Origin of the sequence: Lysobacter antibioticus HS124 (genome assembly GCF_000336385.2) — a bacterium.
Classification (GTDB): domain Bacteria; phylum Pseudomonadota; class Gammaproteobacteria; order Xanthomonadales; family Xanthomonadaceae; genus Lysobacter; species Lysobacter firmicutimachus.
In genome coordinates this window covers 49,746-62,936 of the sequence record NZ_HG424534.1, presented here as the reverse complement: position 1 = coordinate 62,936, position 13,191 = coordinate 49,746, and the positions used below count along the sequence as shown (strand labels likewise).

General features: G+C 70.4%; 12 protein-coding genes. 3 read left to right on the top strand and 9 right to left on the bottom strand.

Going from position 1 to position 13,191, the window contains the following annotated elements:
- Positions 1-108 precede the first annotated feature (108 nt).
- Positions 109-453, top strand: a complete 345-nt coding sequence (locus tag TX83_RS16400; protein WP_064749036.1) for a RidA family protein — start codon at positions 109-111, stop codon at positions 451-453.
- Between the two features lie 162 nt (positions 454-615).
- Here TX83_RS16400 and TX83_RS16395 read toward each other — a convergent pair whose 3' ends face one another.
- From TX83_RS16395 to TX83_RS16375, 5 genes are all read right to left on the bottom strand, one after another.
- Positions 616-1,425, bottom strand: a complete 810-nt coding sequence (locus TX83_RS16395; protein WP_064749035.1) for a gamma-glutamyl-gamma-aminobutyrate hydrolase family protein — start codon at positions 1,423-1,425, stop codon at positions 616-618.
- 29 nt (positions 1,426-1,454) lie between these two features.
- Positions 1,455-2,585 (bottom strand): carboxylate-amine ligase, encoded by a 1,131-nt coding sequence (locus TX83_RS16390; protein ID WP_064749034.1) that lies wholly within the window; start codon positions 2,583-2,585, stop codon positions 1,455-1,457.
- Positions 2,586-2,771: 186 nt separating this feature from the next.
- A complete protein-coding gene (locus TX83_RS16385) occupies positions 2,772-3,632 on the bottom strand; it encodes an AraC family transcriptional regulator (RefSeq protein ID WP_075575208.1) in 861 nt (286 codons plus the stop codon).
- Positions 3,633-4,007: 375 nt separating this feature from the next.
- On the bottom strand, positions 4,008-4,829 hold the full coding sequence (locus tag TX83_RS16380) for a hypothetical protein (RefSeq protein ID WP_064749033.1): 822 nt from the start codon (positions 4,827-4,829) through the stop codon (positions 4,008-4,010).
- Between the two features lie 430 nt (positions 4,830-5,259).
- The gene (locus TX83_RS16375) at positions 5,260-6,357 is read right to left on the bottom strand and encodes an oxidoreductase (RefSeq protein WP_064749032.1); all 1,098 of its coding nucleotides are present in this window, start codon (positions 6,355-6,357) and stop codon (positions 5,260-5,262) included.
- Between the two features lie 151 nt (positions 6,358-6,508).
- Here TX83_RS16375 and TX83_RS16370 point away from each other — a divergent pair, with 151 nt between their 5' ends.
- Positions 6,509-7,789 (top strand): MFS transporter, encoded by a 1,281-nt coding sequence (locus tag TX83_RS16370; RefSeq protein ID WP_428992573.1) that lies wholly within the window; start codon positions 6,509-6,511, stop codon positions 7,787-7,789.
- A gap of 14 nt (positions 7,790-7,803) precedes the next feature.
- On the opposite strand, the gene TX83_RS16365 is transcribed toward TX83_RS16370, so the two are convergent.
- Complete coding sequence (locus TX83_RS16365) at positions 7,804-8,451, bottom strand: TetR/AcrR family transcriptional regulator (protein ID WP_064749030.1); 648 nt, start codon at positions 8,449-8,451, stop codon at positions 7,804-7,806.
- Between the two features lie 77 nt (positions 8,452-8,528).
- On the opposite strand from TX83_RS16365, the gene TX83_RS16360 reads away from it, so the two are divergent.
- Complete coding sequence (locus tag TX83_RS16360; RefSeq protein ID WP_064749029.1) at positions 8,529-8,885, top strand: darcynin family protein; 357 nt, start codon at positions 8,529-8,531, stop codon at positions 8,883-8,885.
- On the opposite strand, the gene TX83_RS16355 is transcribed toward TX83_RS16360, so the two are convergent.
- The 3 genes from TX83_RS16355 to TX83_RS16345 form a co-directional block, all read right to left on the bottom strand.
- Positions 8,858-9,430, bottom strand: a complete 573-nt coding sequence (locus TX83_RS16355; RefSeq protein WP_075575207.1) for a M48 family metallopeptidase — start codon at positions 9,428-9,430, stop codon at positions 8,858-8,860. The two genes, TX83_RS16360 and TX83_RS16355, sit on opposite strands and share 28 nt — an antisense overlap.
- A gap of 107 nt (positions 9,431-9,537) precedes the next feature.
- Positions 9,538-11,382 carry an extracellular catalytic domain type 1 short-chain-length polyhydroxyalkanoate depolymerase gene (locus TX83_RS16350; RefSeq protein ID WP_075575206.1) on the bottom strand — a complete coding sequence of 615 codons (1,845 nt, stop codon included), beginning with the start codon at positions 11,380-11,382 and terminating at the stop codon, positions 9,538-9,540.
- Between the two features lie 115 nt (positions 11,383-11,497).
- A complete protein-coding gene (locus TX83_RS16345) occupies positions 11,498-12,997 on the bottom strand; it encodes a phospholipase D family protein (RefSeq protein ID WP_079248264.1) in 1,500 nt (499 codons plus the stop codon).
- Between the last annotated feature and the right edge of the window lie 194 nt (positions 12,998-13,191).

Sequence of the window (13,191 nt, the reverse complement as noted above, 5' to 3'; positions counted from 1 at the left end):
TCCCCAATCCCCAATCCCCAATCCCCAATCCCCAATCCCCAAAATGTGCTTCGCCCCCATCGCCGCGACTTGCCCCACAATGGCCGCCCCACACCAGCGAGGTGAAGCATGATCCAGCGATTCGACGTCGGTCCGCGCTTGTCGGAAATGGCCGTGTACAACGGCGTGGCCTATCTCGCCGGGCAGGTGCCCGATAGCGAGGACCTGGACATCGCCGGCCAGACCCGCGAAACCCTGGCCTCGATCGACGCCTTGCTGGCCCGCGCCGGCACCGACAAGAGCCGCATCCTGATGGCGCAGATCTTCCTCGCCGACATGGCCGACTTCGCCGGCATGAACGAGGTCTGGGACGCTTGGGTCGCCGAAGGCCAGGCACCGCCGCGCGCGACCGTGCAGGCGCCGTTGGCCAACCCGAAGTTTCGGGTGGAGATCGTGGTGACCGCTGCGGTGTAAGCGAAACGTGGAGGGAGGAGCGACGCAAGTCGCGCCCCAGCGCCGCGGCTTTCGACAGCGTTGCCGCCGAAGCCCGGGCATTCGGGCGATAGCGATCGATTGCGTCTTGCTCGCGCACGACGCTCGCGCACCGCGGCGGTGGGGGCGCGGCTCGCGCCGCTCCTACCCCGATGCGGCCGCGTTCGCGCGCTCCACCGCGCGCGCCGCCTCGATGAAGGCCATCAGCAGCGGCCGCCCCGGCAACAGATCGGGGAAGCGGCGGTCGTGGAATTCCGGATGCCATTGCACGCCGACGACGAAGCCGCCGTCGGCGGCGCGGATGCATTCGGGAATGCCGTCCTGCGACCAGGCCTCGACCTCCAGGCCGGCGCCCAGCGCCTTGATGCCCTGGTGGTGGATCGAGTTGACCCGTGCCTGGCCGTGCTGCGGATACAACGCTTGCAGCCAGCCGTCGGGGCGCAGATCCAGCGCGTGGGCGTGTTCGTCGTAGCGCGCCGGGATGTAGTGCAGGTCGCCGGTCGCGCCGCCGCCGACCAAGTCCTGGTACAGGCTGCCGCCGTGGGCGACGTTGATCAGCTGCATGCCGCGGCAGATGCCCAGCACCGGCTTGCCGGCCTCGACGAAGGCGCGCAGCAGGCTCAGTTCGAAGCGGTCGCGATCCGGGTCGGTGGTCATCAGCAATTCGCTGGGCTGTTCTCCGTAGGCCTGCGGGTCGATGTCGGCGCCGCCCTGCAGGATCAGCCCGTCCAGCGCGCTGGCGTAGTCGCACACCGACAGATCGCTGGCCTGCACCTCGCCCAGCGCGTCCACCGTGGGGATCATCGTCACCAATGCGCCGCTGGACATCACCCAGTGCGCCATCGACTGCTCCAGGTACTGCAGGGTCTTGTTGCGGAAGCCGTACTCCGGCGGCAAGTTGCGCATCAGGCGCGGAGACAGGCCGATCAGCAGTTTTCGGGCAGGGGCGTTCATGGCGATGTCGGTGCGATGAGGCGTTCGGGTCAGGGCTCGGGAATGGTGGTGTGCAGCAGCCAGTCGACCACGCTGCGCAGTGCGGCGCTGCGAGTGGCGCCGCGCTCGCGCTGTTCGCGATAGCAGGCCAGTTGGGCATGGGCGCTGGTGCCGCGCTCGATAATCGCGTCCAGCGTCCGCAGCGCCTCGACGCAGTCCAGCGCGCGCGCGTCCTCGGCGCAAAGCTCGCGCAAGCGTTGCAACTGGGTCAGGGCCGGCTCGGTCCGGCCGCGTTCGTCGAGGAACTGCGCCTGCAGGCCGAAGCGCTTGGCGCGCCAGCGGTTTTCGTCGATGACCCGGCGCAGGGCGGCGTCGCAGGGCGGCGCGTCGCCCGGACGCATGGACAGATGCCGCATCAGGCAGCGATACAGCGCGGCGATCGCCAGGCTGTCGTCGAGCCGGGTGCAGGCGTCGGCGATGCGCAGCTCCACGGTCGGGTAGTTCGGCGAGGGCCGGATCGCCCACCACAGCGAGCCGGCGTCGGCGATCGCGCCGGCGCGCACCAGCACCGCGGCGAAGGCGTCGTAGGCGGCCTCGTCGGCGAAGAAGTCCGGAATGCCGGTGCGCGGCCATTCGTCGTACATGGCCTGACGATAGCTCATCAGCCCGGTGCGCAGCCGGTCCCAGAACGGCGAGGAGGTCGACAGCGCCAGGAACAGCGGCAGCCAGGGCATGGCCCGGTTCATCGCCTGCACCCGGTCGACATCGTCGGGCAGTTGCACGTGCACGTGCAACCCGCAGACCAGGCTGCGCCGGGCGACGATCTGGAAATCCTCGACCAGGCGCCGGTAGCGCGGTTTGTCGGTTTCGATCTGCTCGCGCCACAGCCCCAGCGGATGAGTACCGGCGGCGAGCAGGGCCAGGCCGTGCTCGCCGGCCAACGCCGACAGTCCGCGCCGCAACTCGCCGAGCTGGCGCCGGGCTTGGGCGATGTCGCACAGCACCGGCGAGGCGATCTCGATCTGCGCCTGCAGCAATTCGCTTTCGATCGACTCGCCGAGCTGGGCGCGGGCGCGCTTGAGCAGGCGTGCCGGCACCTGCGCGGCGAGTTGGCGGGTCTCGGGCCGGACCAGGAAGAATTCTTCCTCGATACCGAAGCTGTAATCGCACTGCGCGCTCATCGCGGGAGTTCCCGCGATTGCGCCGGGATGGGAATCCTCATGCGCCCACGGTAGCCGCGCGGATGTAAGTTCCAGTTGAAGACGCCGCGGCGCACGCGGCGGCGCCGCTCAGGGCAGGGGCGGCGGACGCCTGGCGGCGAACCCCGCCGCCGCCAGCGGGCGCGCGCCGGCGCGCCCGCTGCGAGCTCACTTCAGCGGCAGGCAGATCGCGGTCTTCCACTCCGCCGGCGGCAGCTGCGAGGGGTCGTTGAGGTATTCCTCGTACACCGGCGCATCGCCGGCTTCTTCGCCGCTGGCCGGCAGCCATTGGCAGAACAGCCAGTCGTAGGCGCGTTGCAGTTCGGCATAGGGCCCGGTGTGCACGACCACCGCGTGGCGGCCGCCGGCGATCTCGACCCGGCGCATGCCCTCGCCGGGCTCGATCTCGCCGGAGGCGCTGATGCAGGCCTCCGAACGCAACTGTTCGACCGGAGTATCGGCGGGGCTGTCGTAGTAGATGCCGATGCCGCGCGCGTCCGGGCGCATCAGTCCGCGCGGTCCCGCCCAGGCGTAGAGGGCGTGGAAGCTTTGGCCGATGGTCTGATAGTCGCCGCGGTGCGGCAGGGCGATGACGCGGATCGGGGCGAGGGTGTTGATCTGGGCGGTGTACATCAGCGTCTCCAAAGTCGGGTCGAAGGCCGCGCCGGGCAGGGCGGGCAGGGCGGCACGACGCTTGCGGAACGCCGCCGGCGCATCGCCGTACACCGCACCGAAGGCGCGGGTGAACGCCGCCACGCTGCCGTAACCGGCGCGGACGGCGATCTGGGCGATCGGCTGGCGGTTGCCGATCAGCTCCGCCGCGGCGCGATGCAGGCGCAGGCGGCGTTGGGTGCTGGCGATGGTCTCGCCCATCAGGCCGCGGTAGACGCGATGGAAGTGGAACGGCGAGAAATGGCCGGCGTCGGCGAGTTGGGCCAGGGTCAGCGGCTGATCGAGACGGTCGGAGAGAAAGGCGACGACCTTCTCGATCCGGGCGCTGTACTGCTCGAACGTGTTGCGGCGGCTCAAAGCGGAACTCCGTTGGCGTCGTGTCCGGGCAGTCTGCGCGGGCCGGATTGATCCAGGTTGCGCTTTGCGCGCCCGGTCGCCCAGGGTAGGCGATGGCCCGCGATCGGACGACGCGGGCAGCCATCGGCGCCGGTCTGCGGGCGCCAGCCGCGACGCCGCCCGGTTTCGTCGCTGCGGTGCGGTCGGGGCGGTCGGGGCGGCCGCCCGGACGGAAAGGTCGCGGCTTCCGTCGCTCCCGCAGCGGAGGGGCGCTGGCGGGGCGGCGCAAGCCGCGACCGGAAAAACGCAACGGTCCACGACAGCCGTCGCGGGCCCGGACGCTGTCGTCCCGGCGAGCGCCCTTCCTGCGCCGCGCGCAGAAAGGGCGCGGCCGGATTACAGATCGTCGATGCGCACGCCGGCGACGGCGCGGGTGGCGCCGATGCTCACGGCCGAGGAACTCGTGGCGGCTTCCACGCGGACGCCGACCAAACCCAGACCGGCGACGCTGACCCGGCCCTCGACACCGAGCTGCACCGGCTGATGGGCGACGAACACGTTGCGGGTGCCGACCCCGGACACGGCGGACCGGTTGAGGGTCAGCACGCCGTTCAGCGGCACTTCGACCGGAATGCCGAGCACGGTCAGGCGCAGGCTGCCGCCGATCGGCAGGCTGAAGTTGCGCGGAATCGGTGCCGGCAGGTTGATCAGATCGCCACCGGCCACGCGTATGCGCGCCACCCGGGTGCCGGCGTTGCATTTCACGACGTTGTCGCCCGACAGCGAGTCGCAGGACAGCTCGCCGCTGACCCCCTCGACGGTGATCAGGTCCTGCACCAGGCTGAGCCCCGCGGCTTGCGAGGCGCCGTCGAGCGCGGTCGCCCCCGGCGCGTTGGTGTAGATGGCCTGCTGTTGCGCAGCGCCGATTTTCAGCAGGCCGACGATGCCGAGCAGGCTGAGGTCGACCGAGGCGGCCGACCCATCGTCGCGGCCGGGCGAACTGCGCAGGGCCTCGCCGGTGCAAGGCAGTGGGAGGGACGTGGTGAGGCCGAGCACGGTGACGCTGACGATGCCGCTGGCGGCGCAGGCGCGTACGTTCGCGGCAGCCACTTCGCTGCTCTGGGCGAACGCGCCGGGCGCGAAACCGGCGGCCCCGAGCGCGCAGGCGAGCGCGGCGAAACGCAGACGGCGGGAGGTGCGGATTGGGCGCGTGGTCATGTCGATGTCCTTGTCCTTGAGTCGTATGCGAGGAGGGGCGTGGCGAAACAGTCCCGCCGCGAACGCGTGGGCCGCGGCGATCGGTCCCGCGAGTGCGCCGACGCAATGGCGTCGGCGCCAAGTGCAGACAAGGCCGGACCGGGCGGGGACCGGTACGGAGCAGGGGCGAACACGCCGCATCCCTGGCGTGATGGTGGCGGCTACAGCCTATGAATGCGCGCCGCCGCGAACCTTGATGTTTCGCGCACTAGTCGCAGCCGCGGAATCGGCTTGCGCGATTTGCGATGCAGTCGAAATTGGCCGCGTCCGCATCGGCGCGCGCGATGGCCGCGGTTGCGCGGCGTTGGCGCGGCGTTGACGGGATGTTTCCGCGGTTGCGCGATGTTGTCGCAGCCGGCAAGCGCGACGCGCGCCGGCGTCAAGATTTTCTTCAGGGCGAAATCGCGTCGGCGGCGAAGGCCGCGCGTTCGGCGTCGCTGAGCGGCAGCGACAGGCCGTGGCCGTGCGCGGCAGCGGCTTCGGCGGTTTCCAGTACCGCCATCACCGCCAGCGCTTGCGCCGGCGTGACCGGATTGGCGCCGCGTCCGAGCACGGCGTCGCGGATGCCGGCGTAGTAGCGGCCCTGATCGCCGGCCGGCGCCGGCAACCGATGCGTGCCGGCGTCGTCGTAGACGATCAACGGGTCTTCGTCGCGCCCCCACTCCAGCGCGCCCGGGCGCATCCCGGCCAGCAACTGCGCTTCCTGGCGATCGGCCAGCGTCTTGACCGCACTGCCGCGCTGGCCGTGGACGGTGAAGCGCGCGCTGCCGCCGGCGACCAGCATGCTGGCGTGCAGGATCGCCCGGCGCCGGCCGTATTCGAGCACGACGTGCGCCCAGTCGGCGACCTGGGCGCCGTCGCGCTGCACCGCCAGGCTGGCCGACACGCGGTGCGGCAAACCGAACACCAGCAAGACCTGATCGACCAGGTGCGGCCCCAGGTCCCACCACAGTCCGCTGCCGGCGCCGGCCTGTTCGCGCCAGCGCTCGCGCACCTGCGGCCGGTAACGGTCGATATGCGATTCGAAATGCAGCACCTCGCCGAGGCGACCGTCCTGGATCAGCCCGCGGACAGCGAGGAAGTCGCTGTCCCAGCGCCGGTTCTGGAACACCGACAGCAGTCGCCCGCGCTGTTGCGCGAGCGCGCTCAGCTCGCGCGCCTGGCGCAGATCCAGCGCGAAGGGTTTGTCGATCACCACGTGTTTGCCGGCGTCCAGCGCGGCGCGCGCCAGCGGCGCGTGGCTGGCGTTCGGAGTCGCGATCACCACCAGCTCGGCGCGCGGATCGGTCGCTGCCGCGAACGGGTCTTCGACCACCGCCACCGGAGGCAGCCCGCGGGCGGCCAGTCCGTGGGCGACCTTGGCCGGATCGCGTGAGCCGACCAGCTCCAGGCGCAGGCCGGGCGTGGCGCTGATCAGGGGGGCATGAAAAGTCTGACCGGCGAAACCATAGCCGATCAGGGCCACGCGGATGGGGGCGGGATCGTTCATGGAAGGCGGCTCGACGACGGCGAACGCGGGGGCGGAGCTTCACCATGCCGTATCGCGGCGCGCACGGCCAGCGCCCGGCTTTGCCGGATGGGGCCGGGATCGGGTATGTATGGACTGTCCCCCGCCCGGAACCCGTATGAGCGCCGTCGCGATCGCACCCGCTGCCCCGTCCGCCTCCCGCGTGCTGTTCGCGAGCCTGATCGGCACCACCATCGAGTTCTTCGATTTCTACATCTACGCCACCGCGGCGGTGCTGGTCTTTCCCAAGCTGTTCTTCCCCGCCGCCGATCCGAACACCGCCACCCTGCAGTCGCTGGCGACCTTCGCGCTGGCCTTCCTGGCCCGGCCGATCGGCTCGGCGGTGTTCGGGCATTTCGGCGACCGCATCGGCCGCAAGGCGACCCTGGTCGCGGCGCTGCTGACCATGGGGCTGTCGACGGTGGCGATCGGCTTGCTGCCGACCTATCACAGCATCGGCATCCTCGCGCCGGCGCTGCTGGCCGTGTGCCGCTTCGGCCAGGGACTGGGCCTGGGCGGCGAGTGGGGCGGAGCGGTGTTGCTGGCGACCGAAAACGCGCCGCCGGGCAAGCGCGCCTGGTACGGCATGTTTCCGCAGCTCGGCGCGCCGATCGGCTTCTTTCTCTCGACCGGCATCTTCTTGCTGCTGACCGGCACCATGGGCGATGCGGCGTTCTTCGCCTGGGGCTGGCGGATTCCGTTCCTGGCCAGCGCGGTCCTGGTCCTGGTGGGGTTGTGGGTGCGCCTGCGGATCAGCGAGACGCCGGCGTTCCAGCGCGCCATCGACCAGCACGAGCGCGTGCGCCTGCCGATGCTGAAAGTGCTGGCGCACCATCCCGGCGCCTTGATCGCCGGCACCTTCGCCGCCTTGGCGACCTTCGTGCTGTTCTACCTGATGACCGTGTTCGCGCTGAGCTGGGGTACTTCGCAATTGGGCTATACGCGCGAGCAGTTCCTGCAATTGCAGCTGGGCGGCGTGGTCTGCTTCGCCGTGACCATTCCGCTGTCGGCGGTGTTCGCCGACCGGCGCGGCCGGCGTCTGGCGATGATCCTGTCGACCGGCGCGATCGTGCTGTTCGGCCTGTACTTCGCCGAGCTGTTCTCGTCCGGCAGCGTGCCCGGCACCCTGATCTTCCTCGGTCTCGGCCTGGGCATCATGGGCCTGACCTACGGCCCACTCGGCACCATTCTGGCCGAGATGTTCCCGACCGCCGTGCGCTATACCGGCGCCTCGCTGGCGTTCAACCTCGCCGGCATCTTCGGCGCTTCGTTGGCGCCGTACGCGGCGACCTGGCTGGCCCAGCGCTACGGCCTGGAATTCGTCGGCTTCTATCTCGCCGCGGCCGGCGCGCTGACCCTGATCGCCCTGTTGATGGTGCGCGAGGACGAAGGCGAGAGCGAATCGGCGCTCTGAACGCCGCGCCGCGCTCACCCGGCCGCCGTGCCCCGGCGCGGCGCGCCCAAATAGCCGAACACCGCGCGCAACACCCGCGCCTGCAGGGCGGCGGCGTCGGTTTCGCCGCGCTCGCCGGCGCCGTCGACGATGCTGCGCACGATCGCGATGGTGTCCAGAGCCAGCAACTCCGGCGCGGCGCCACCGCCGCCGGGCCGCGCGGGCGCGTCCGGACGGGCGAGCAGGGCCAGCACGCAGTCCTGTGCGGCGCGGTCGACGCGCAGATCGCGTTCGCGCAGCGGCAGGCGCCGCTCTTCGAAATCGAGCAAGCGCGCCAGCGCCGGCCGCTGCAACTGGTGCGCGGTCGCCGCCCGCACCAACGCGACGATGCCGCTGCGGTAGCCGGCTTGCGCCGGAACCGCGGCGAGGTCGGCCAGCAGAGTTTGCGTTTCGCGTTCGATCAGCGCGGCGGTCAAGGCGTCCTTGTTGGGAAAGTACTGGTACAGCGAGCCGATGCTGACTCCGGCGCGCTCGGCCACGGCATTGGTGTTGTAGCCGCGCAGGCCGTGGCGCTCGAGAATGCGAGCCGCCGCTTCAAGGATCGCGGCGACGGTATCGGCGGCGCGTTCCTGACGGGGGATTTTGCGTGGTTTCAGGCTGGTGCGGCGGCGCGCGACGGGCATGGCGGGATGCGAGTAGTGAATATGAGCAATCGCTCATATTGTGTCCGCGACTTCCACGAAACGCCAACGAGGCGATCATGAGCGACACCGAACAGCGCTATCCCCTGACCGTGTTCATGCTGGTCAAGACTCAGCCGGAGTGGCTGGGCTTCGACATCGACACGCGCTTCCGTCTGCTCGCCGAGCACGTCGAGCCCATCCTCAAGCAGCACCGCGATCAGGTGCGGTTGCGCTTCTACGACATCGAGTTCTACAACGCCCGGGTCACCGATCTGTGGCAGTGGGACGCGCGCAGCCATCACGCCTACGAGCTGGTGGTCGAGGCCTTGCGCGAAACCCCGTTCTGGGACCGCTACTTCGCCATCGTCGAGATCCTGCCCGGGGTGGAGAACGCCTACGCCAGCAACTACGGGCGTCCGCCCTTGGCGGCCTGAGCGGCGGCGTCGTCGCCGGTCGCGGCGTGCGGTCCGCGCTCCGCCGGCGCGAGCTGGCTCAACTTGAGCTGCGTCAGGTACAGGCGCAGATCGAACTCGCGCTGGTGGTAGTCCGCGCTCATGTGGGCGCAGAGCTGGTAGAAGGCCTTGTCGTGATCGCGATGCTTGAGGTGGGCCAGCTCGTGCACCGCGATCATCTCCAGGAACTCGCCCGGCGCATCGCGGAACAGGGTGGCGATGCGGATCTCGCGCGCCGCCTTGAGCCGGCCGCCGTGCGCGCGCGACACCGCGGTGTGGGTGCCTAGCGCATGCTTCACCACATGCAGCTTGTTGTCGTAGACGACCTTGTTGAGCGGGTCGCTTTTGCGCATGTAGCGGTCCTTGATCGCGACCACGTACTCGAACAGCGCCTTGTCGTCGCGGACCTGGTGGCCCGCGCTGTAGCGATTGCGCAGCACTTCGCCGAGACGGCCGGCATCGATCAGCGCGCGGACCTGGGTCAGCACGCGTTCGCCGTAGCCGCGCAGGTATCGGAGCTCGTCCATGCGCACACGATACGGTATCGGCGTCGCGGCCGGCGAGACCGGATTACGACCCGGGTCATGGAACGTCGGCCGGGCGAGGGCGCGTCCCGGCCGTCCTCCGCGGCCGCTCAGGGCCGGTATTCCACCCGCAGTCTGGCGCCGGCGCCGCGCTCGATCCAAAGGTAGTTCGTCGCGCCGGGCGGTTGCTCGAAGCGCAGCCGCAGTTGGGTGCGGTCGGCGCGGTCGATCGCGCCCAGGCCCGCGGCGTCGAACGGGGTGCTGGTCTGACGGCCGCCGCCGAAGCGCGCCAACTCGGCGACCGCGGACGCATCGGCGGCTGCGGCATAGTCGCCGGCTTCGATCGTACAGCCGCCGAAGCAGCCCCGGCGCGCGTCGATCAGCAGACGATTGCCGGCCGGCTGGCTCCACGGATCGCCGTAGGCGCTGCCGAAGCCGACGCTGAGCGTGGCGCCGAGCACGGTGGCGCCGTCGGGCAGGGCGGAGGTATCGAACGACAACACGCTACGATTGTGTTTGCCGTCGCTGCCGCGTCCCACGGCCAGGCCGTAACTGGCTTCCAGCGCGCCCACTGCGGCGGCACTGCCGTCGGCGTTGGCTTTGACGTAGCCGTCGTTGGCGTCTTCGTTGACGAATTCCATGACCAGCGGCGGGCCGTCGCTACCGCCGCTGACGGTGACCGATATCGGCGGCGAGCCGGCCTGGTTGCCGGCGATGTCTTCGGCGCGCGCCTGCAGCACATGCGCGCCGTTAGTGGCGGTGGCGCTGTTCCATTGCGCTTGGTAGGGCGGCAGACGGTCGGTGGCGATCACCGCGCCGTCGAGCAGGAAGTCGACGCGCTCGATGCCGACGTCGTCGGCGGCCTCGGCGCTCAGAGTCACCAGGCCGTTGACTTGGGCGCCGTCGTACGGCGCGGTCAGCGCGACTTGCGGCGGGTTCGGGTCGAGATCGTCCAAGCCCCAGAAACGGGCGATGTAGTAGCTGGAGCAGATATCGGCATCGAGCACGTATGCCCCGGCGGTGCCGCACTGGGTCTCGCCGCTGCCCGGATCGACCGGCGTGCCGTGGCCCATGCCGACGATGGCGTAGGTCTCCACGCGCGCGCGCCCGGCGCCGTCGCGATACACCCGGTGCGGATGACCGGCGACGGTGTCCTGCACGTCGGCGGCCTGGTCGATGCCGTGCACGTCGGTCCACTGCTGCATCAGCTCGGCCTGATTCATCGGTCGCACCACGTAATCGGCGTCGCCGTGCCAGATCGAGACAATCGGCCAGGGGCCGGCGTGCGCGCCGGCTGCGCGCACCTTGTCGCCCCATTGCTTCGGGCTGAGGTCGGTGCCCGGCGACATGCATGCGAACGCCGCCGAGGAACCGGTGGCGCAGCGGTAAGGCAGACCGGCGACGACGGCGCCGCCGGCGAACAGATCCGGATAGACGGCGAGCAGGGCTGCGGTCATCGCGCCGCCGGCGGACAGGCCGGTGACATAGACTCGGTCGGCGGCGCTGCCGTGGTCGGCGCGCATGCGTTCGATCATCTGCCGGATCGACAAGGCCTCGCCCTGGTCGCGTGCGGTGTCGCCGGGCTCGAACCAGTTGAAACAGGCGTTGGCGTTGTTGGCGCTCTGCTGCTGGGGCAGCAGCAAGGCGAAACCCCAGCGTTGCGCGAGCATCTCCCAGCCGGTTTCGGCATCGTAGGACGCGGCGCTCTGGGCGCAGCCGTGCAGGGCTACGACCAGCGGCGCGCCGGCCGGCAAGCCCGGCGGCACGTACCGGTACATGCGCAGATTGCCGGGGTTGCTGCCGAAGCCCACGACTTCGGTCGATGCCGCGGCGGACAGGACCGTCAGCGCCGCCCAGGCCGCGAGCAGCAGCGAGGCGATGCGCCTGCGGCGATACCGGCGCGGCGGCGAGGGGCGCTGGGACGCAAGCGCGGGCGGATGCGGCGATACGGACATGCGATCGGCTCCTGCGCCGGAACCGGGGCCGGCGCGACCGCAGTGGGCCACCGTCGCGGCGACGGCGCCATCGTCCGATCGGGCACGTTGCGCCGCAGCATGCGGCGCGGAGCGGTCAGTAGCTGGACAGCCCGGTGGCTTCGCCGAAGCGGTACCACAGGCGCCGCAGCGCCGAATCGTCGGCGTAAGCGGCATAGTCGGTGCTGATCCGGCGGCCGTCGCCGTTGCCCCAGCTTTGCTCGAAATACGCCAGAGCCTCGCTCGCGACCGGCGCATCGGCTTCGGCCAAGATCCGCGCGCTGCTCTCCAGGTTGTAGTCGTCGAGATTGCGCCGGGTGTAGTTGGCCGAGCCGGCGATCAGCTCGATCCGGCCGTCGCCGCCGCGCTTGAGCAGCAGTTTGGCGTGACACTGCTCGCCGTGCGTGTCGCACCAGCGCAGCGGCACGTCGGCCGCATGCAGTTCGGCGGCGACCTGGCGATTGGGCACGCCGTTCTTCTTGCGCCCGAACGCGTCCTCGTTCGGGTCCAGCAGCACGCGCAGCCGCACGCCGCGCTGCTGGGCGGCGATCAGGGCATCGATCACGCCGCGGTGGGACAGATAGAACACCGCCAAGTCGACGCGCTCGTCGCGTCGCGCTCCCTGGATCGCGGCAATCAGCGCGTCGCGGATGCGCGCTTCGGTCAGCAGCTGCACGCGCGGCGCCAGGGTGGCGTCGACGATGGTCGGCGGCGGCGCGGCCTGCGGCAGGCCCTGCGGCCAGGTCGCGCCGGACATCCGCGCCACCGCGCGCTCGCTGGCCAGTACGTCGAGCGCGGCCGCGCCGTGGAAGCGCAGAGCGACGTTGCCGTGGCGGCTGCTGGCGTCGTGCGGATTGGCCGAGGCGACCAACGCGGTCCAGCCGTCGCCTTCGTCGACGACCAGGGTCTTGCGGTGGTTGGCGTTGAAGTTGAACAGCGCCAGCCAACTGCGCAGGGTGACCCGGCCGGGGCCGAAGGGATTGGCCAGCCAGCCGCCGTCGGGGTCGTTGCCGGCCCAGCGGCAACACAGCTGCCATAGCCCGGACCAGGCCGGATTCGGTGCGCGCAAGCGACCCAGATCGGTCGTCACCACCTCGATCCCCGCCGCGCGCAAACTTTCCAGGCGCGGGGCACGGCGGCCGCCGTAGACGGTGTTGATCGGATCGGTGATCAACACCGCATGCAGTTGCGGCACAGCGCGTTTGCGCGCGATGAGCGCGGCCGCGAGTTCGTCGCTGAGACGGCGATGGCGTTCGCCGTCGGCGGCGGCGAAATCGTTGAACAGGAACTGGTCGGCGACCACGGCGCGCCGCGCCTGGCCGATCAGGCGCAGGCTTTCGTCGAAGATCCGTTGTTCGCTGCGCCGTGTGCCGTCCGCATCGACCCAGGTGACGTCGCTCAGCAACGCGACATCGCGCGCAGCGCGCAGCGGATGCTGCGCGCTCACCCCTTCCGGCAGCGGCTTGTACGAGTGCCAGATCGCCGATACGGCCCAAATCAGTACCGCCCCGTACAGCGCGCGCCGCGGCCCGCGGCGCTTGCGCGCGGGGACGGCATCGGGGGCGGCATCGGCGGCGGATTGCAAGCGGTCGGACATCGGCGGCGAGGGCGGCAAGCGTGATAGTTATCGCGGAATGCGCGGGACGGAGAGGGGCCGGAATGCGATGAACGGGCACTACGGCGGTGCGAACGGATTTTCGCCGACTTCGCGTACGTTCGCGACGCTTTTCTTGTGCGGCGCAATAATCGAACTGACAGTTGACACGAGGGCGGGCGAGCGCGCAGCGTGTC

Excerpts from the sequence above, each read along its gene's own strand:
- TX83_RS16395 (WP_064749035.1), bottom strand. The coding sequence starts at position 1,425 with ATGAACGCCCCTGCCCGAAAACTGCTGATCGGCCTGTCTCCGCGCCTG.
- TX83_RS16355 (WP_075575207.1), bottom strand. The coding sequence starts at position 9,430 with ATGGACGAGCTCCGATACCTGCGCGGCTACGGCGAACGCGTGCTGACC.
- TX83_RS16360 (WP_064749029.1), top strand. The coding sequence starts at position 8,529 with ATGAGCGACACCGAACAGCGCTATCCCCTGACCGTGTTCATGCTGGTC.
- TX83_RS16365 (WP_064749030.1), bottom strand. The coding sequence starts at position 8,451 with ATGCCCGTCGCGCGCCGCCGCACCAGCCTGAAACCACGCAAAATCCCC.
- TX83_RS16390 (WP_064749034.1), bottom strand. The coding sequence starts at position 2,585 with ATGAGCGCGCAGTGCGATTACAGCTTCGGTATCGAGGAAGAATTCTTC.
- TX83_RS16345 (WP_079248264.1), bottom strand. The coding sequence starts at position 12,997 with ATGTCCGACCGCTTGCAATCCGCCGCCGATGCCGCCCCCGATGCCGTC.
- TX83_RS16380 (WP_064749033.1), bottom strand. The coding sequence starts at position 4,829 with ATGACCACGCGCCCAATCCGCACCTCCCGCCGTCTGCGTTTCGCCGCG.
- TX83_RS16375 (WP_064749032.1), bottom strand. The coding sequence starts at position 6,357 with ATGAACGATCCCGCCCCCATCCGCGTGGCCCTGATCGGCTATGGTTTC.
- TX83_RS16350 (WP_075575206.1), bottom strand. The coding sequence starts at position 11,382 with ATGTCCGTATCGCCGCATCCGCCCGCGCTTGCGTCCCAGCGCCCCTCG.
- TX83_RS16400 (WP_064749036.1), top strand. The coding sequence starts at position 109 with ATGATCCAGCGATTCGACGTCGGTCCGCGCTTGTCGGAAATGGCCGTG.